General features: G+C 64.3%; 15 protein-coding genes and 1 pseudogene. 10 read left to right on the top strand and 6 right to left on the bottom strand.

Annotated elements, in window-relative coordinates; translation table 11 throughout:
• The first annotated feature begins 4 nt into the window (after positions 1-4).
• The 7 genes from IB263_RS04160 (at position 5) to IB263_RS04130 (ending at position 7,626) form a co-directional block, all read left to right on the top strand.
• Positions 5-976 carry a zinc-dependent alcohol dehydrogenase family protein gene (locus IB263_RS04160; RefSeq protein WP_192437684.1) on the top strand — a complete coding sequence of 324 codons (972 nt, stop codon included), beginning with the start codon at positions 5-7 and terminating at the stop codon, positions 974-976.
• A gap of 62 nt (positions 977-1,038) precedes the next feature.
• Positions 1,039-1,968: a histone deacetylase family protein gene (locus IB263_RS04155; RefSeq protein ID WP_060516323.1), complete on the top strand. Its 930-nt coding sequence runs from the start codon at positions 1,039-1,041 to the stop codon at positions 1,966-1,968.
• A gap of 2 nt (positions 1,969-1,970) precedes the next feature.
• Complete coding sequence (locus IB263_RS04150) at positions 1,971-2,222, top strand: exodeoxyribonuclease VII small subunit (protein ID WP_034801154.1); 252 nt, start codon at positions 1,971-1,973, stop codon at positions 2,220-2,222.
• Between the two features lie 164 nt (positions 2,223-2,386).
• On the top strand, positions 2,387-3,310 hold the full coding sequence (locus tag IB263_RS04145) for a pirin family protein (protein ID WP_060516327.1): 924 nt from the start codon (positions 2,387-2,389) through the stop codon (positions 3,308-3,310).
• Positions 3,311-3,556: 246 nt separating this feature from the next.
• Entirely contained in the window at positions 3,557-5,470 is a 1,914-nt protein-coding gene (gene dxs / locus IB263_RS04140) for a 1-deoxy-D-xylulose-5-phosphate synthase (RefSeq protein ID WP_162731938.1), read from the top strand.
• Between the two features lie 138 nt (positions 5,471-5,608).
• Positions 5,609-6,379, top strand: a complete 771-nt coding sequence (locus tag IB263_RS04135) for a TlyA family RNA methyltransferase (protein ID WP_112984069.1) — start codon at positions 5,609-5,611, stop codon at positions 6,377-6,379.
• Positions 6,376-7,626, top strand: coding sequence for a class I SAM-dependent RNA methyltransferase (locus tag IB263_RS04130; protein WP_192437682.1), 1,251 nt, complete (start codon positions 6,376-6,378; stop codon positions 7,624-7,626). The genes IB263_RS04135 and IB263_RS04130 overlap by 4 nt, the downstream gene beginning before the upstream one ends.
• A 128-nt stretch (positions 7,627-7,754) precedes the next feature.
• Here IB263_RS04130 and IB263_RS04125 read toward each other — a convergent pair whose 3' ends face one another.
• From IB263_RS04125 to IB263_RS04110, 4 genes are all read right to left on the bottom strand, one after another.
• On the bottom strand, positions 7,755-9,971 hold the full coding sequence (locus IB263_RS04125) for a methyl-accepting chemotaxis protein (protein ID WP_371814037.1): 2,217 nt from the start codon (positions 9,969-9,971) through the stop codon (positions 7,755-7,757).
• 300 nt (positions 9,972-10,271) lie between these two features.
• Complete coding sequence (gene mcpU / locus IB263_RS04120) at positions 10,272-12,350, bottom strand: methyl-accepting chemotaxis protein McpU (RefSeq protein ID WP_246801872.1); 2,079 nt, start codon at positions 12,348-12,350, stop codon at positions 10,272-10,274.
• 378 nt (positions 12,351-12,728) lie between these two features.
• A complete protein-coding gene (locus tag IB263_RS04115) occupies positions 12,729-13,481 on the bottom strand; it encodes a crotonase/enoyl-CoA hydratase family protein (protein WP_134886197.1) in 753 nt (250 codons plus the stop codon).
• Positions 13,482-13,492: 11 nt separating this feature from the next.
• On the bottom strand, positions 13,493-15,274 hold the full coding sequence (locus tag IB263_RS04110) for an acyl-CoA dehydrogenase (RefSeq protein ID WP_113504163.1): 1,782 nt from the start codon (positions 15,272-15,274) through the stop codon (positions 13,493-13,495).
• A 289-nt stretch (positions 15,275-15,563) separates the two neighbouring features.
• Between IB263_RS04110 and IB263_RS04105 the strand changes: the two genes are divergently transcribed.
• Together IB263_RS04105 and IB263_RS04100 are read left to right on the top strand one after the other, a co-directional pair.
• Positions 15,564-16,553, top strand: coding sequence for a transporter (locus IB263_RS04105; protein WP_034801135.1), 990 nt, complete (start codon positions 15,564-15,566; stop codon positions 16,551-16,553).
• Between the two features lie 76 nt (positions 16,554-16,629).
• Entirely contained in the window at positions 16,630-17,064 is a 435-nt protein-coding gene (locus IB263_RS04100) for a VOC family protein (protein WP_090294832.1), read from the top strand.
• 131 nt (positions 17,065-17,195) lie between these two features.
• On the opposite strand, the gene IB263_RS04095 is transcribed toward IB263_RS04100, so the two are convergent.
• Together IB263_RS04095 and IB263_RS04090 are read right to left on the bottom strand one after the other, a co-directional pair.
• Complete coding sequence (locus IB263_RS04095) at positions 17,196-17,624, bottom strand: BA14K family protein (RefSeq protein ID WP_034801454.1); 429 nt, start codon at positions 17,622-17,624, stop codon at positions 17,196-17,198.
• Between the two features lie 83 nt (positions 17,625-17,707).
• Positions 17,708-17,962: a hypothetical protein gene (locus IB263_RS04090; protein ID WP_143034205.1), complete on the bottom strand. Its 255-nt coding sequence runs from the start codon at positions 17,960-17,962 to the stop codon at positions 17,708-17,710.
• 78 nt (positions 17,963-18,040) lie between these two features.
• Between IB263_RS04090 and IB263_RS04085 the strand changes: the two are divergent.
• Positions 18,041-19,051: pseudogene (locus tag IB263_RS04085) on the top strand (glycoside hydrolase family 25 protein); the annotation flags it as partial.
• Positions 19,052-19,193: the final 142 nt, after the last annotated feature.

Here is a 19,193-nt window from a genome sequence, read left to right as displayed (position 1 = left end):
GACGATGCGCTCCACCCTCGTTAGCCAGTTCGGCGATCCCCGGCAAGTGATTGCGATGGTCGACGCCGGGCGCGTGGCGCCTGCGGCGGGCGAAGTCGAGGTGGCGCTGTCGCTTGCCGCCATCAACCCGTCCGATCTCATCCCGGTGACTGGCGCCTATAGCGCCCGCACCACGCTGCCCTTCGTGCCGGGCTTCGAAGGCTTCGGCACGGTGACGCGCGTCGGCCCTGGCGTGACGTCGTTGAAACCCGGTGATCGCGTGGTGCCCATCGGTGCCAGCGGTCTCTGGCAGGAATATCTGATCCGGCCGGCCGAATGGTGTTTCGCCCTGCCCGACGACATCGGCGAGACCGATGCGGCCACCTGCTACGTCAATCCGCTGACGGCGCTGCAACTGGTCGAGGCGCTGCGCCAACATTTCGGCCCGCTCGGTGGCCGCCGTATCGGCGTCAACGCGGCTGGGTCGGCGATCGGCGGCATGCTGATGAAGCTGCTGGCCGGCGAAGGGGCGGATGCCACCGGGATCGTCCGCAGCGCGCGCAGCGCCGAGCGGCTGGCAACCGAGGTCCCCGGCCACATCGTGTTTGTCGACGAGGGCCGCGTGCCGCAGCTTCGCTTCGACGCAATCATTGACGCCGTTGGCGGTCCGCTTGCCGGCGATCTCATCCAGCGCACGCTCGAACCGGGCGCCGCCTTCATCCAGTATGGGGCGCTCAGCGGCGTTCCGGTGCCGCAGGCGGCGATCCAGGCGCGGCCAGACATCCGCTTCTCCTTCCTGTGGCTGCGGACCTGGGTGCATTCGGCCGGGCGACCCGTGATCGAAGCGGCCTTTGCCAAGAGTTTCGAAGGTTTGCGATCGGGTCTCTTTTCCAGCCGCATCGCCGAAATCTATCCCCTAAGCAAGCTCGACGCGGCGCTCGCGCATCAGGCGGATCCGAGCCGCGACGGCAAGCTGCTCATCGATCCGCGCTGTTGAAAATTGCGCCTTTCGACCGGCTCGCCATGGACCTTGCTGGGTGGGCGCACTAGGTTCCGGGCATGACCACGTTCCTCTATGAAAATCCGGTCTTTCTGGAACACGAGGTTCCGGAAGGGCATCCTGAGCGGCCGGACCGGCTGAAGGCGCTGAACCTTGCGCTCGAACATCCGAACTTCTCCGATCTCAAGCGGATCGAGGCGAAGAAGGCGAGTGAGGATCTCGTCCTGCTCGCACATCCGGAAGAGCATCTCGCTGCCGTCAGGCGCGCCATTCCGGAGGAAGGCCTCAACCATTTCGAGGCCGACACCTATGCCAGCCCCTTGAGCCTCGACGCGGCGCTGACCGGGATCGGCGGAGCGACCGCAGCGGTGGACGCCGTCTTTACCGGCGAGACCGACAACGCCTTCGTCGCGGCGCGGCCACCAGGACACCACGCCGAAAAGAACAAGGCGATGGGGTTCTGTCTTTTCAACACGGTGGCGATCGCGGCCCGCTATGCCCAGAAGGTCCACGGCGCCGAGCGGGTCGCGATCGTCGACTGGGACGTGCACCACGGCAACGGCACGCAGGACATCTTCTGGGACGACCCCTCGGTGCTCTTCTGCTCGACGCACCAGATGCCGCTCTATCCCGGCACCGGCGCCAAGGACGAGACGGGCATCAAGGGCAATGTCGTCAACGCGCCGCTGTCGCCGAACATGGGCAGTGAACATTTCCGCGAGGCGTTCCGCAGCCGCGTGCTTTCAGCACTCACCAATTTCCGGCCGGACTTCATCCTGATCTCCGCCGGCTTCGACGCGCATCACCGCGATCCGCTGGCGCAGATCAATCTCGTCGCCGAGGATTTCGACTGGGCGACCGGGCGTCTGCACGAGATCGCCGATCGCAGCGCCGGCAACCGCATGGTCAGCCTGCTCGAAGGCGGCTATGACCTTCAGGGCCTGGCCGAATCGGCCGGCCTGCACATCTTGAGACTGATGAGAGGGTAGACATGAACACCACTACGCAACCGGACGTTTCCGCCCTCTCCTTCGAGCAGGCCGTCGAGGAACTGGAGCGGATCGTTTCGGCGCTGGAGCGCGGCGATGTCGCCCTCGACAAGTCGATCGAGATCTACGAGCGCGGCGAAGCGCTGAAGAAGCATTGCGAGGCGCTGTTGAAGGCCGCCGAGGACCGCATCGAAAAGATCCGCCTCGACCGCGCCGGCAGACCGCAGGGCGTGGAGCCGCTCGACGCCGACTGATCGTTCATCGCAATTCCGGGCGGAAATCCGCTTCACGCTTTTCCCGGAATTGCCAAGATCGGATTGATCGTCGCGCGGAAACACTGCGTCCTTGCTTCGCCCCTACCAGCCTGATGTCATAGGCGTTAGGACTTGAAGCGACAGCAAAAACGGGAGCACGCGCCATGTCTTTCTTTCCAGGCCCCGACCCGCTCGCCGGCGACAAGCCCGCCTGCGACGCCATCGAACATCTGATCGTTCCGCGCACCAGCGATATCGGCGGGCTGCAGGTTCGTCGCGCTTTGCCGACGGCCAAGCGCCGCCTGGTCGGCCCCTTCATCTTCTTCGATCGCATGGGCCCGGCATTGCTTCGCGCCGGCGAGGCGATCGACGTGCGCCCGCACCCGCATATCGGCCTTTCGACCGTCACCTATCTCTTCGACGGCGAGATCAAGCACCGCGACAGCCTCGGCACCGAGATGGTCATCCGTCCCGGCGACGTGAACCTGATGACGGCCGGCCGCGGCATCGTGCATTCAGAGCGCTCGCCGGAGAACCAGCGCGGCCACGACCGTTCGATCTCGGGCCTGCAGACCTGGCTGGCGCTGCCCGATCACAAGGAAGAAATCGACCCGATCTTCAGCCATACCGAAGAGCGCATGCTGCCGCATATGAGCGACGACGGCATCAAGGCGCGGGTGGTGATCGGCAACTTCGAGGGCGCGAAGTCGCCGGTCTCGGTCTTCACCGACACGATCTATGTCGATCTCAACATTGCACCCGGCAAGAGCGCCCCCTTCGCGGCGCAATGGGAAGAGCGCGCGCTCTATATCCTCTCCGGCGAGGCGATCATTGCCGGTGATCATTTTGCAGACAACCAGCTGCTCGTCTTCCGCGCCGGCGACGAGATCACGGTCACGGCCGGACCGCAGGGTTGTCACGTGATGCTTTTCGGGGGTGCTGCGCTCGGGTCGTCCCGCCACATCTGGTGGAATTTCGTTTCGTCTTCGAAGGAGCGCATCGAGAAAGCCAAGGAAGAGTGGCGCAGCGGACGCTTCGACATCGTGCCCGGAGACGAAGAGGAATTCGTTCCGCTGCCCGAGGGCTGACCGCGACCTAAAGTGGCACAGGATGGATGCGGAAAACCGCGCAACATTGCCTCATGGCGCTTGAATCGATTTCGATTCACAGAATCATGCGCTAGTCTCTTGGTTGACGACGCAGGAACGCCTAATTTTGCATTCAGCAACGATTGCGTCTAAAGAGCCGCTTCGACGGTACCCACCAACTATCGCGCGCCCGACCTTTGGGGCGCGCATGAGGCATGCAGCGTGACACAACTGCCAACCAATCCGATGCCGGCTACTCCCTTGCTCGACAAGGTGACCTATCCCGACGATCTGAAGAAGGTCGACGACAAGGATCTGCCGCAGCTTGCCGGAGAAGTCCGGGCAGAAATGATCGACGCAGTGTCGCGCACCGGCGGGCATCTTGGCGCGGGCCTCGGCGTCGTCGAGCTGACGATCGCCATCCACAAGGTGTTCAACACGCCGCATGACCGGCTGATCTTCGACGTCGGCCACCAGTGCTATCCGCACAAGATCCTCACCGGCCGCCGCGATCGTATCCGCACGCTCCGTCAGGAAGGCGGCCTCTCGGGCTTTACCCGCCGCGCCGAGAGCGAATACGACCCCTTCGGCGCCGCGCACTCCTCGACCTCGATTTCCGCCGGCCTCGGCATGGCGGTCGCAGCCGATCTCGACGGCAAGAACCGCAATGTCATCGCCGTCATCGGCGACGGTGCGCTTTCGGCCGGCATGGCCTATGAGGCGCTGAACAATGCCGGCGCGCTCGACGCGCGGTTGATCGTCATCCTCAACGACAACGACATGTCGATCGCGCCGCCGACCGGCGCGATGAGCGCCTATCTCGCGCGCCTTGCCTCCGGCCGCACCTATATGGGCATCCGCGAAGTCGGCAAGAAGCTGACCGCGTATCTCGGCAAGACCGTCGATCGCGCGATCACCCGCGCGGTCGAGCATGCCCGCGGCTACGTAACCGGCGGTACGCTCTTCGAAGAGATGGGCTTCTACCATATCGGCCCGATCGACGGGCATTCCTTCGACCATCTGCTGCCGGTGCTGCGCAACGTGCGCGACAACGCCAAGGGTCCGGTGCTGATCCATGTGGTGACGCAGAAGGGCAAGGGCTATCCGCCGGCGGAAGCTGCCGCCGACAAGTACCACGGCGTCAACAAGTTCGACGTCATCACCGGCGCCCAGGCGAAGGCGAAGCCGAACGCGCCCGCCTATACCTCTGTTTTCGCCGATGCGCTGACGCAGGAAGCCGGCTTCGACGACAAGATCGTCGCCGTCACCGCTGCCATGCCGTCCGGCACCGGGCTCGACAAGTTCGCCAAGGTCCATCCGTCGCGCTGCTTCGATGTCGGCATTGCCGAGCAGCACGCCGTAACCTTTGCCGCCGGCCTTGCCGCCGAAGGCTACAAGCCGTTCGCAGCGCTCTATTCGACCTTCCTGCAGCGCGGCTACGACCAGGTGGTCCACGACGTGGCGATCCAGGGTCTACCGGTGCGCTTCCCGATCGACCGTGCCGGTTTCGTCGGCGCCGACGGTCCGACGCATGCGGGCTCGTTCGACACGACCTATCTCGCCACCCTTCCCGGCTTCGTGGTGATGGCGGCTGCCGACGAGGCGGAACTGAAGCACATGGTGCGCACGGCTGCTGCCTATGACGCCGGCCCGATCTCGTTCCGTTATCCGCGCGGCGAAGGCGTTGGCGTCGAGATGCCGGAGCGGGGCCAGATCCTCGAGATCGGCAAGGGCCGTATCGTCAAGGAGGGCTCCAAGGTGGCGCTGCTTTCCTTCGGAACGCGCCTTGCCGACTGTCTGCTGGCCGCAGAAGACCTCGACGCCGCCGGGCTTTCGACCACGGTCGCGGATGCGCGCTTTGCCAAGCCGCTGGACCATGACCTCATCCGCGAGCTTGCCCGCAACCACGAGGTGCTGATCACCATCGAGGAAGGTGCCGTCGGCGGCTTTGCCAGCCACGTGCTGCAGTTCCTCGCCGAGGACGGCCTGCTCGACGGCGACCTCAAGGTTCGTCCGATGGTCATGCCCGACGTCTGGATGGAACAGGCCAAGCCCGAGGCCATGTATGCCGCCGCGGGCCTCGACCGCGCCGGCATCGTCTCGACCGTCTTCAAGGCACTCGGCCAAAAGCAGGATATCGGCATCGGCGCTGCCGGCTGAGGCTTCCGTGCGACTTCAAGCAAAAACCCCGGCTCGTCCCCGGGGTTTTTGCTTTTCCGGACGGAATTGCAGGAAGGGCTCGATGGCTGCGAGCACAGGGGGCTTGCCATTGCGGCGGCAAGTCGCCATGAGAAACACATGTCAGAAGATCGCCAGAACGAAGAACACAAGAACCGGGTCCGCCTCGATCAGCTGCTGCTGAACTCGGGGCTGGTCGCAAGCCGCGCGCGTGCCCGTGACGCAATTCAGCGCGGGACCGTCAAGGTCGACGGCCGCACGGTCACCAAGGCAGCGTCCATGTTTGCCGAGAGCGTGACGATCACCATCGATGATCCGGCGCAGGACTATGTCTCGCGCGCCGCGCTGAAGCTGGTCGCGGCACTCGATCATTTCGGGCTCGACCCCGCCGGCCAAAGCTGTCTCGATATCGGCGCCTCGACTGGCGGCTTTACCGAAGTGCTGTTGAAGCGTGGAGCCGAGCACGTGGTCGCGATCGATGTCGGCCATGGCCAGATCCATCCGCGCATCGAAGGTGACGAACGCGTCACCAGCATTGAGGGCCTCAATGCACGCGCGATGACCGAGGAGGACATCGACGACCGCGACGTCACTTTCGTCGTCTCCGACGTCTCGTTCATCTCGCTCAAGCTCGCGCTGCCGCCGGCACTCGACATGGCGCTTCCGGGTTCGCACTGCATCCTGCTGGTGAAGCCTCAGTTCGAGGCGGGCCGCGACGCGATCAGCAAGGCGGGCCTGCTGAAGGATCCCGACAGTGCGCCTGATGTCGCCGCCGAACTCGAGCGCTGGCTCGTCGAGGACATGGGCTGGCAAAGCCTCGGCCTTATCCCCTCCCCCATTGCCGGCGGCGACGGCAATGTCGAATACCTGCTGGCAGGCAAGAAGCCATGACCACTGAAGCCGTCACCATCAAGCGGCTGGGCGCTCAGGGCGACGGCATTGCCGAAGGTCCCGACGGGCAGATCTATGCACCCTTCACCCTGCCCGGCGAAAGCGTCGCGCTCGCCGTCAACAAATCGCACGGCACGCTGATGTCGGTGAGAGAAGCCTCACCCGAGCGCGTCGAACCGCACTGTCGGCACTTCGGGCCGGACGGCATCAACGGCACGTGCGGCGGCTGCACGATGCAACATGCCTCCGACACGCTCTACCACGGCTTCAAGCGCGATCTGGTGATCGCCGCCCTGAAATCGAAAGGGCTCACACCCGAGGTGGCGCCGCTCATCACCGCCGAGCCCGGCCAGCGCCGCCGCGCGGTCTTCACCGCCCGCAAGACCGAGAAGGATCTGCTTCTCGGCTTCAACCAGGCGGAAAGCCACCATATCGTCGCGATCTCGGAATGTCCGATCGCGAGCCCGGGTATCGTCTCGAAGCTCGCCACCATTGCCAAAGTCGGCGCGGCCATGGCCGTCAATGCCGAGCCGTTCCGCATCACCGTGCTCGAAACGCTCTCCGGCCTCGACCTCTCGGTCGATGGCATCAAGAAGCTCGACGACCGCGAGCGCCGCCGCACGGTCGAAGCCGTGCTCGGCGAGCGCGGCATCGCCCGCGTCAGCCTCAATGGCGAGATCATTGTCGAGCCGGTGAAGCCGGTCATCGATTTCGGCGGTGTTTCCGTTTCGCCACCGCCCGGCAGCTTCACCCAGGCGACGGCGCAGGCCGAAGAGGCAATGGCGAAGCTGGTGCTCGACCATCTCGGCAAGTCCAAGCGCGTCGCCGACCTCTTTGCCGGCTGCGGCACCTTTGCGCTGCGCATCGCCCGCAAGGCGCGGGTGCATGCGGTCGAAGGCGAAGACAAGGCGCTGAAGGCGCTTGATTTGGCGGCTCGCAACACGCAGGGGCTCAAGCCCGTCACCGTCGAGAAGCGTGATCTCTTCCGCCGCCCGCTCATGGCGCAGGAACTGAAGGTCTTCGACGCGGTCGTCTTCGATCCGCCACGCGCCGGCGCGGACGTGCAGTGTCACGAGATCGCCCGCTCCGGCGTCAAGAAGGTCGTCGCCGTCTCCTGCAATCCAGTGACGCTTGCGCGCGACCTCTCGATCCTCGTTGCCGCCGGATACCGCATCACCTCGGTGACGCCGATCGACCAGTTCCTCTGGTCGGCCCATGTCGAGGCGGTGGTCACGCTGGAGAAATGAGAAAGGCCCGGTTTCCCGGGCCTTCGTTACCGTTCGACTTGAAGCGTCTGCCAGACTGATTCATGCTTGCGTGCTATCCTCTTGTTTTTGCACTCGTCTTAGCATGATCCGCGGACGGCGATCCGTCGTCACGCCGCGCGGCGGCGGTGTCCACCCCCACCTGCGTAAGAGCCCTGCCCTTCTCCGAGGTTGAACTGGGCGAGCAGCGCATTGAGCGAGGCTGCTTCCGACGCCAAACCATGGCTTGCCGCCGTCTGTTCCTCGACCATTGCCGCGTTCTGTTGCGTGCCCTGATCCATGGTGTTGACGGCCGTGTTGATCTCCTGAAGACCGGTCGACTGTTCGCGCGTCGCGGTCACGATCGCGCTCACATGCTTGTTGATCTCATGAACTTCGGCAACGATCGTCTCCAGTGCCTTGCCGGTATCGCCGACCAAGGTCACGCCGTTGCGGACCTGGTTTCCCGAGGTGGTGATCAGCGCCTTGATCTCCTTGGCGGCCTGTGCCGAGCGCTGGGCGAGTTCACGCACTTCCTGCGCGACGACGGCAAAACCCTTGCCGGCTTCACCGGCACGGGCCGCCTCGACGCCGGCATTCAGCGCGAGCAAGTTGGTCTGGAAGGCGATATCGTCGATGACGCCGATGATGTTGGAGATCTCGCCCGAGGACTTCTCGATCGCATGCATCGCGTCTACGGCGTTGGCAACGACTTCGCCGGACTTCTCAGCGCCGGCACGCGTGCGGGCGACCAGCGCGCCGACCTCTTCGGCGCGGCGAGCCGAGTCCTTGACCGTCGTGGTGATCTCTTCAAGCGCTGCGGCGGTCTCCTCGACCGAGGCTGCCTGCTGCTCCGTGCGGCGGGCGAGATCGTCGGCGGCCGAGCGGATCTCGGTCGCGCCGGCGTCGATGCCGCGGGCATTGGCACCGACGGCGCAGAGCGTGTCGTGCAGCTTGGCGACCGAGTTGTTGAAGTCGGCGCGCAGGCGATCGAGACGATCGGCAAAGGGATTGTCGATGCGATAGGCCAGATCGCCGTCAGCAAGACGGCCGAGACCGGTTGCCAGACCATCGACGGCCTGCTGCACTTCGGCAGCATCGCGCGCCTTCTGCGCTTCGCGTTCCAGACGTTCGCGTTCCGACAGCGAACGGTTCGCATCCGCCTCGCTTTCGAGCTGCATCTTGGCGATCGTCGCATCACGCAGGACACGCAGCGACCGGGCGAGATCGCCGATCTCATCCTTGCGCTCGGCTTCGGACAGGTCGACGTCGGTCTCGCCAGCGGCGATCTGGCCGGTGACGCCGATGACATTGGCGACGCGCTTGCGGAAGCGGCTCGCCAGTGTCCAACCGACGATGATCATGATCGCGGCGGCAACGGCAATGACGGCGATCGAAATCATCGCGAGATGCGAAAGGCCGGCAAAGACCGTGGCTTCGGGCACCGAGACCACGACGTACCATTCGGTGTCGGGCAGCAGGTTGACCGGTACGGCGACGGCCAGATGCCCGCTGCCATCCGTGTGCTTCAGCGCGAAGGCCTGGCCGGTGTGGCTCAGGAGGTCACCCCACCCCTCGCCCGCGAGCGGCGTGTCTTTCAGCACCTTGCCGAGGACCTTGGCATCCGGATGGCTGATGATGCTGCCATCCTTGCTGAGCAATGAGACGAAACCGGTGCCGAAGGGCTTCAGTTTGGCGAGTTCGGTCGAGAGTTCGCCGAGCGCCATGTCGACGCCGACCACACCGATGAAGGCGCCGTCCTTCTTCAGCGGCACCATGATCGAGGTCATCAGCACGTCCTTGCCGTTGATCGGGTAGACATAAGGCTCGGTGACCATGTCGAGGCCGGTCTTCTTCGGGATCTGGTAGTAGTCGCCGGGACCCGGCTTGTCATAATCGGCCAGCGCCTCGTGGATCACCTTGTCGCCGGAGCGGGCGATATAGGGAACGAAGCGGCCGGTCGCGTCATGGCCGGGCTTGCCGACGAATTCGGCGTCCTTGCCGTCGAAGGCGTTCGGCTCCCAGCCGGTGCTCATGCCGACGGCAAGCGGATTGTCGACGATCCAGCGTTTCATCAGGGTTTCGATTTCGGCGCGCGACGGCTCGCCGGTGCCCTTTACCGCATAGAGCGCGGAGCGGATGTTGTTTGCGAGCGTCTTTGCCTCGGCAAACTTCGTCTCGACGCTGCGCGCGCTTGCGGATGCGGCATTGGTCATTTCGGCGATGCTGCGCTCGCGCAATTGCTGATAGGAGAGCCAGAAGACGACGGCGGCGGTGACCATGGAGGTCAACAGGCCGGTCATCACGATGGCGAACATGTTTCTTGCCGTTGCAGTCTTTAGGATCACCGTATGTCTCCCCTCGCGCCTCCGCCGTTGCGGTCGTGCGCGGCCAAATCATCGATTGCGTGACGGGCACGCTGAGCATTGGGACAGGTGTCTGGGGCACATCGCGATGATGAATGCTGGAGGCGACGTGCGGGCGAAGTCATTTCGCGGCGAAGAAACGGTATGCGCGAGCGCTTTATCAAAGCTTAAGAAACAAGGGGATGACTCGCGATCCTGCAGTGAAAAGCGAGAATCCTGATGCACTGCGCAAAGAAAAGGCCCGGTCTCCCGGGCCTTTTGCTTCTCAAATGTCGGCGAGGACTAGGCTGCCCGGCGGCGGTGGCTGGTCGCTGCCGCGTATACGCTCTGCGTATCGCCGAGGTTAAACTGGGCCAGCAGTGCGTTGAGCGAGGCTGCTTCCGACGCCAAACCATGGCTTGCCGCCGTCTGTTCCTCGACCATGGCCGCGTTCTGCTGCGTGCCCTGATCCATGGTGTTGACCGCCGTGTTGATCTCCTGGAGGCCCGTCGACTGCTCGCGCGTCGCGGTCACGATCGCGCTCACGTGCTTGTTGATCTCCTGGACTTCGGCGACGATCGTCTCCAGTGCCTTGCCGGTGTCGCCGACCAAGGTCACGCCGTTGCGGACCTGGTTGCCGGAGGTGGTGATCAGTGCCTTGATCTCCTTGGCCGCATTGGCCGAGCGCTGGGCGAGTTCACGCACTTCCTGCGCGACGACGGCAAAACCCTTGCCGGCTTCACCGGCACGGGCCGCCTCGACGCCGGCATTCAGTGCGAGCAAGTTGGTCTGGAAGGCGATGTCGTCGATGACGCCGATGATGTTGGAGATCTCGCCCGAGGACTTCTCGATCGCATGCATCGCATCTACGGCGTTGGCAACGACTTCGCCGGACTTCTCAGCGCCGGCACGCGTGCGGGCGACCAGCGCGCCGACCTCTTCAGCCCGGCGGGCGGAGTCCTTGACCGTCGTAGTGATCTCTTCAAGCGCTGCGGCGGTCTCCTCGACCGAGGCTGCCTGCTGCTCCGTGCGGCGGGCGAGATCGTCGGCGGCCGAGCGGATTTCCGTCGCGCCGGCATCAATGCCGCGGGCATTGGCACCGACGGCGCAGAGCGTGTCGTGCAGCTTGGCGACCGAGTTGTTGAAGTCGGCGCGCAGGCGATCGAGACGATCGGCAAAGGGATTGTCGATGCGATAGGCCAGATCGCCGTCAGCAAGACGGCCGAGACCGGTTGCCAGACCATCGACGGCCTGCTGCACTTCGGCAGCATCGCGCGCCTTCTGCGCTTCGCGTTCCAGACGTTCGCGTTCCGACAGCGAACGGTTCGCATCCGCTTCGCTTTCGAGGCGGGCGCGCTCGACGGCATTGGCCTTGAAGACGGCGACGGCGGCGGCCATCGAGCCGATCTGGTCGGTCCGCTCTTCGCCGGGGATCTCGACGTTGTGGTTACCCGACGCGAGCTTCTCCATCGCGCTGGTCATATCCGTGACAGGACGGATGACGAGGCGGTTGAGGAAGGTCGCGAGGAAGACGAGCATCACGCCGACCGCAAGGATCGTGGCGATGGTCGCGGCAATGCGGAACTGATCGATCGCCGAATAGGCGGCGTCGGCGTCGATGACGAAGCCGACATACCATTCGACCGAGGGCAGGCCCTGGACCGGAACGAAGCTCACCAGCATCGGCTTGCCGTCGAGCTCGGTGTTCATGATACCGGAGCCGATTGCCGGCGTGTCGATCGGGAAGGCATCGGCAAGCGACTTGGTGACCAGCTTGGCATCTGGATGAACCAGGATCTGGCCGTCCTTGCTGGCGAGGAAGGCAAAGCCTTCACCGCCGACATCGACGCCCTTGATCATCGTCACCAGGGTATCGAGCGAGAAGTCGCTGGCGGCAACGCCATAGAGCTTGCCGTCGCGCTTGACCGGAACGGCGGCGCTGATGATCAGCGCGCCGCTGGACGCGTCGACATAGGGTTCGGTCAGCACGCGAGCGTCAGCCTTGACGGCCTGCTGGTACCAGGGGCGCTGACGCGGGTCATAGCCTGCCGGCATCGGATTGTCGGGCCAGGTGATGAACTTGCCGCTTTCGTTGCCAACATAGGTCGACATGAATTCGCTGGTGAGAACGTCGTTCTTCAGGATCGGCTGGACCCCACCGTCATCCGCGACGTTGCCGGTGGCATCAGCCACCATCGCCGTCAGCGTGACGCGGCCGTTCAGCCACTTGGCGACGCTCTGCGCGGCCTGGGTGCCGGAGGAGGCAATGTTCTCCTCGACGGCCTTGGTGGTCGTGTCGCGCTGCAGGCTGTCGATGTAAACGGAAAAGCCGGCGAAAGCGCCGACGACGACACAGGACGCGGCAACGAGAATGCGCGTCATGAGGTTCGATCGCTTGGACAAGGTGGGCTCCCAATGGGTGCCGGCGGCGACCGCCGGACATGAGCTCTTGATGATTTTCGCGCAGCATCCGTCGTCCGTCCGTGAAGACGGCGCGCAGAGGCTGACGGGAAAACGTTGAACATGCCCGAAGGCGAGGCCAGCCCTGCTTCATGCGGCTGGGGCCATCCCAAAATAGGGATGGGCCTATCGCGCAGGACGCTAGCGACCGGTATTTAAGAACAAATTAAAATTGATCTATTCAAGTTCGCGATGGCGGCAGCAACGGGATCTTTACCGCCGGCCGGGTAAGAGCTTGCCCCCGAATGCAAAACGGGTGCACAGCGGCACCCGTCTCACCCATCACAAATCCAAACTGGTTTAGCGGCGCATGAAGGCCTCGAAGGCGGCCCGCGCCTCGGCACTCTTCAATTGCGCGGCGAAGTGCTTCGCCTCTTCGTCGATACGCGCCAGCACGTCGCTGCGGTCGCCACGGACGAGATCGCGGGCGATGCGAAGCGCCTCCGGCGGCTTCTTGGCGAGCCGGCCAGCAAGCGCCAGGGTTTCGCTCTCGACCGCGTCCGCGCCGACAATCTTCCAGATAAGTCCCGCGTCCACGGCCTCGCCTGCGGTGAGCGGTTCGCCGGCAGCAAGCAGCGCGAAGGCCCGCTGGTGACCCATGATGCGCGGCGCGATCAGGCTGGAGGCCGCTTCCGGCACCAGCGCCAGGTCGACGAAGGGCGTCTTGAAGACCGAGCGCTCGGACGCAATCGTCAGGTCGCAATGCAGATGGATCGTCGTGCCGATGCCGATCGCGAGACCGTCGACGCCCGAAACGACAGGCTTCGTTGCGGTCGCGAGCACCTTCAGGAACTCGATCACCTCCATGCCCATGGAACCGCCCATGGCGAAGGCGAGGAAGTCGGCCATGTCGTTGCCGGCGGAGAAGCAACCATCGGTGCCGAGAAAGGCGGTGGCGCGCACGGCCGGATCGGTAGAAGCGACCGTCAGCGCATTGATCATCTTCGCGTACATGTCGCGCGTGATGGCGTTTTTCTTTTCCGGCCGGTTGAAGCGGATCACCTGGACGCCGGGGTGGGCTTCCGGCCGTTCGATGAGCACGTGGTCGGTCATGATGGGTCCTTTCAGGCCAGAACAGCGCGAGCGACGGCGAGGCTGTCGGCACCGTTGACGACACGGTCTTTCAGCGCGGCAGTCTCGGCCAGCAGGTTTTCGGCGGTGAAGCGGCAGAGCGCGATGCGCTGATCATCCTTGCCATCGCTGACTTCCGCCAGACCACCCTTGGCGAGATAGGCGCCGGTCAGCGCCAGGCCGAAGAGGCGCTGGTAGGCGGTGGCGCCGGCGAGTGCTTCTGTGAGCTTGCCGCCGGCAACCGCCGCAATCAGCCACTCGGTCGCGGCCGAAAGATCGTCCAGCGCCGCATCGAGGCGTGCAGCCGTCTCGCCAAAACCGTCGCGGTTCGAGGCACGAACTGCCGCGGCGATCTCGCGCAACTCGGCAATGAAGCCACGCACGTGGCCGCCATCGGAAAGCGGCAGCTTGCGGGTGACGAGGTCGATCGCCTGGATGCCGTTGGTACCCTCGTAGATCGGCGCGATGCGGGCGTCGCGCAGATAGCGGGCAGCACCCGTTTCCTCGATAAAGCCCATGCCACCATGCACCTGGATACCCATCGAGGCGACATCGACGCCGGCGTCGGTCGAGAAGGACTTGGCGATCGGCGTCAGCAGGCTGGAGCGTTCCTGCCAGAACTTCGCCTTTTCGCCTTCGGCTGCATGCCCCATGTCGACGGCGTGGGCGCAGGCGTAGGAAATCGCGCGCGAGCCCTGCGTCAGCGCCTTCATCGTCAGGAGCATGCGGGCAACATCCGGGTGCTCGATGATCGGGCTCATGCCCTGCCCCGTCCAGCCAGGCGCCTTACCCTGGGTGCGCTCCTTGGCAAAGGCGATCGCCTTCTGCGTCGCGGCGTCGGCAATGGCCACACCCTGCATGCCGACGGCCAGGCGGGCGTTGTTCATCATCGTGAACATGCAGGCGAGGCCGCGGTTCTCCTCGCCGATCAGATAGCCGATCGCGCCCTTTTCAGCGCCGAACTTGCCGTCGCCATAGATCATCGTGCAGGTCGGCGATCCATGGATGCCGAGCTTGTGTTCGAGCGAATGGCAGAAGAGATCGTTGCGCTCGCCGAGCGAACCGTCCGCGTTGACCAGGAATTTCGGCACGAGGAACAGCGAGATGCCGCGGGTGCCGGCCGGCGCGTCCGGAAGGCGCGCCAGCACCAGATGGACGATGTTGTCGGTGAAGTCGTGTTCGCCCCAGGTGATGAAGATCTTCTGGCCGAAGATGCGGTAAGTGCCGTCGTCGCGGCGCTCAGCGCGGGCCTTGAGCACACCGAGGTCGGAGCCGGCATGCGGCTCGGTCAAGTTCATCGTGCCGGTCCATTCGCCGGAGACCATCTTCGGCAGATAGGTGGCCTTGAGCTCATCGGAACCGTGCTTTTCCAGCGCCTCGACGGCGCCCATGGTGAGCGTCGGGCCAAGCGCGAAGGCCATGGAGCCGGCGTTCCACATTTCCATGGCGGCGACGTGCAGCATATGCGGCAGGTTCTGGCCGCCGAAGTCTTCCGGGGCCGTCAGCCCGTTCCAGCCGCCGGCGATCCAGTTGTGGTAGAGATCGCGCCAACCGTCTGGGGTCTCGACCTTGCCTTCGACGAGGCGCGACCCCTGCTTGTCGCCGATGTTGCCAAGCGGCGCCACCTCTTCCGTCGCGAACCGACCGGCCTCCGAAAGGATGGCATCGACCAGGTCTTCACCGAGATCACCCAGCGCGCCCGATTGCAGCGCATCGCCCATGCCTGCCACGTGCTTCAGCGTGAATGCGATCTCGTCGACGGGTGCCTTGTACATGATGATCCTCCCAGATAGCCAGGTCGCGCCGGGCGCGGCCTCGTGCGCCGAACACTATTGATTTTTACGTAAACGTCAACGTCAATTGCCGTCGGCTTCCCGAACATCGGGCTACGGCCGCCCGTAACAAAACTGTCATCAACGGCGCATAGAAGCCAAGACAGATAGTGCCGCGCGTCGTCGCTGGACGCGCGACTGTCACTTTAGCACTTTGAATGGCTGCGTGTTCCTCCCTCCCGTTGCCAACGATGGATCGGAACAGGCAGCGGACCCTGGACAAGGCGTTCAGATGAACCTGATTTCCCCTGAAATACCCGGCATCGTCTGGGCCTATCGTTTCCTGCCGGGCGAAAGCCGCTGCCAGCGGATCGCCACCGACGCCTCGATCGACAGCCTGCTATCCGGGGAAGGATGGGTGTGGGTTCACCTCGCGCTCTCGGACGCGCGAACGCCTGCGCTCATCGAGCGGATCGGCAACCTGCCGCCGCTCGCAGTCGCCACGCTGACGAGCCACGACACCCAGGCGGCCATCACCGTTTCGGACGATATCGTGCACGGCACGCTCGTCGATTTCGAGCGCACCTTCGACGCGGTGACGAAGACGATCGGCTGGCTGCACTTCGCCGTCAGCGACCGCATCATCATCACCACCCGCCTGCATCCTTTGCGCAGCATCGACCGCGTCAAGGCAGCGGTGGAAAAGAGCACGAAATGCGCACGGCCGATCGACCTCTTCGAGATGATCGTCGTCGAATTCCAGCGCACGCTGATCTCGCTGGTTCTGGAACTGACCGAGGATCTGAACGTCATCGAGGACCATGTTTATGGCGAGGCTGGGCATCGGCAGCAGCCGGGGCTTGCGCCGCTGCGGCGCACGGTGGTGCGGCTGCATCGGCACCTTCGCACGATCCTCGCCTTGCTCAGGCGGGCGGGCGCATCGGATGAGGACGAGGTACCGCCCGGGTTCATCGACGCCGCCGAGCGGCTTTCCGACCGGCTCGAAGCGGTCGACCGCGACGTCTTCGCGCTGCAGGAACGCGCGCGTCTGCTGCATGAAGAGATCGACAGCAAGATCTCGTCGGAGACCAATCGGCATCTTTACATCCTGTCGCTGATGACCGCCTTCCTCCTGCCGCCGACGCTCGTCACCGGCTTCTTCGGCATGAACACCGGGGCGCTGCCCTTCGCCGACGGCACCGGCACGCTCTATGCGGCGCTGTTCATCGCACTCTCCATGGGCTTTGCCTGGTGGATTCTCCGGCGGATCGGCATTCTCTAAGACGCCGGTCGGAACTCTCCCCAGGCGTTCGGTGTTGTTTGGAGCGACGTCCCCGTAGACCGTGGAGATTGGAAACATGGCGCTCAAGCGAATGGACAACATAGGCATCGTCGTCGAAGACCTCGAAGAGACGGTCGATTTCTTCCGCGAACTTGGCCTTGAGCTCGAAGGGCGGGCGACGATCGACGGGGAATGGGCCGGGCGTGTCACCGGGCTCGGCGATCAGCATGTCGAAATTGCCATGATGCGCACGCCGGATGGCCACAGCAGGCTCGAGCTTTCCCGCTTCCTCGCACCACCGGTCGTCGCCGATCACCGGACTGCCCCGGTCAATGCGCTTGGCTACCTCCGCGTCATGTTCGCGGTCGACGACGTCGACGAGACGGTTGAGCGGCTCCGCAAACGCGGCGCGCAGTTGGTCGGCGAAGTGGTCCAGTATAAGGACGCCTATCGGCTTTGCTATATCCGCGGTCCCGAGGGGCTGCTCATCGGGCTCGCCCAAGAACTTTAGCCACTGCAGGACAAGTTTTCGCCAGGCACGGCGCGATCATCGGCCAGGCGCATCGCTCGCAGCTATGGCGGCCTCATGTGATCCCAGGCGAAAAAGGGCCAGGAGCGGAAGCGCTCGGCCCTGCCTACCCTTTAACCATAGGGCGAATAGCACTGGCGGCGCGGGCCGCCATAGGGCTGATAGGTATTGTCGTAGGCCCGGTATGAGCGGTAGCGGTCATAGCACCACTGCACATGGCGGCTGCCATAGACGGGGGCAGGACGCGTGTAGCGCGGCGGCTGGGCGATCGCTCCACCGATAATCACTCCGGTGCCGAAGGCTGCCATCGGATACCACCAGCCATTGTAGTAGCGATAGCCAGGGCGGCGGTAGTTATAACCGCGGTAGCCGTTGTAGTAGTAATAGCCGCCACGACGCTCCATGCCCGGTCGGCGATACTGGACGTTCTGTGCATCGCTCTGCCGCTCAAGGCGCGGCGGTGTCGGCGTGAAGGCCTGCGACGGGGCGGCCGACGTCGCCAGCACAGCCACCGCAACGGCCACGGAAAACCACCGGCTCATCCCGGACTTCAGCACGTTCTTCATAAAATCCCTCCATCACCGAACGCATTTTGCGCGGCCCGGTTTCGGGTTGCCGCGGCATTTCAACCTTTCCATGATTTCACCCGGACCGAGGCCGATACGGGGATGTCCCTCAGCCGGGAAATCCGAAATCGACCGATAACGCATAAGTCACCGGTTTTGTTCCATCTTCCGCCTCCTGCGGGATCAGGTGGCGCGGCCAGCACCCGTTGCTGCAGCAAGGCATTGCCGCATCGTCGACCAACGCCTTCCCGGCTGATCGTCAGATCGCGAACATGAAAGCAATTGCTTATATACAGCCACAGGTCGGTATACATTCGCGCGTCGCTCCCGCACAGTCCGCTCGGGGGCTGGGATTTACGATGCGTTAACGATACTGTCGGCAATCTCAGAGAATGGCAAAGCGGTGTATCTCCACGACAGGGATGATTCTGCGCCTCGCGACCTTCATCGGTCTGGCTTTCGCGGCGGCGATCGCACGCGCCGGTGAACTGGAACCCTGGAAGACCAAGTCGAATGCCATCATCGTCGACGCCTATGAGATGAACAGCATCGACTGGGAAACGATGCTTGGCGACAAGCGCGTTTCCGGTTTCATCGCCAAAGCCTCCGACGGCCTGCCCGAAAGCTTCTCCTGCACCGGCGACCACAACGGCGACACCTTCAACCACTGCAAGACCATGTGGCGCAAATACGCCGTCAGCCGCGAGCTCTACCAGACCCGCCGGATGATTGCCCGTTCGCATGGGCTGCTGTGGGGTGCCTACCATCTTGCCCGCCCGGGCAATCCCGTCGACCAGGCGAACCATTTCCTCGATTACGCCGATCCGCGCGACGACGAGCTGATGGTGCTCGATCTCGAGGGCATCGATCCGGACAAGTACATGTCGCTGGAGGACGCCGCCATCTTCGCCGGGCACATCAAGACCCGGACCGGGCGCTACCCGATCCTCTATACCAACCACATCACCGCCAAATACATCGCCGCGCACCGGGCCAAACACCGGCTGCTGTCGCGCCTGCCGCTCTGGTACGCCCGTTACAAACCGGATATCCGCCAGGTTTTCCCGATGGGCAACTGGGACAGTTACGCGCTGTGGCAGTTCTCCTCGGGCATCAACTGCGGCAAGCGCCGCTGCCCCTACCGCGTGCCGGGAACGCTTGACGACATCGACGTGAATGTGGCGGCAATGTCGCCGCCGGCGCTGAAAGCGATCTGGGCACAGGGCGCCTTGCTGCCGGAAAAGCCACTGCCGCTGATGCTCGTCGCCCAAGCCGAGCGGGGAACGGGCATGCTGGCGGTGGCAAGGGCGACTGCGATGTTTAGCGAGCCGCTGCTCGTGAGCCGCGCTGACGCTACGAGCGGCGCCGGCAGCGGCGTCGACATGCTGGTGACCGGCTCGATCGATTTCGCCCGCCAGGACCGTGCCCTGCAGGTGGCGATCGCCGGCAATCAGGCCGCCCAGGGCGCCTGCTCCAAGACGGAGGCCGGCACCGACGCCCCGGCAAGCGTTTCCGCAAATCCGATCCCCTGCAACGCGCCCTAAA

It is taken from the genome of Ensifer sp. ENS03 (genome assembly GCF_014852035.1).
Lineage (GTDB): Bacteria > Pseudomonadota > Alphaproteobacteria > Rhizobiales > Rhizobiaceae > Ensifer > Ensifer adhaerens.
Note: the sequence above shows the minus strand (reverse complement) of the source record. Positions and strands in the feature narration are given on the sequence as shown.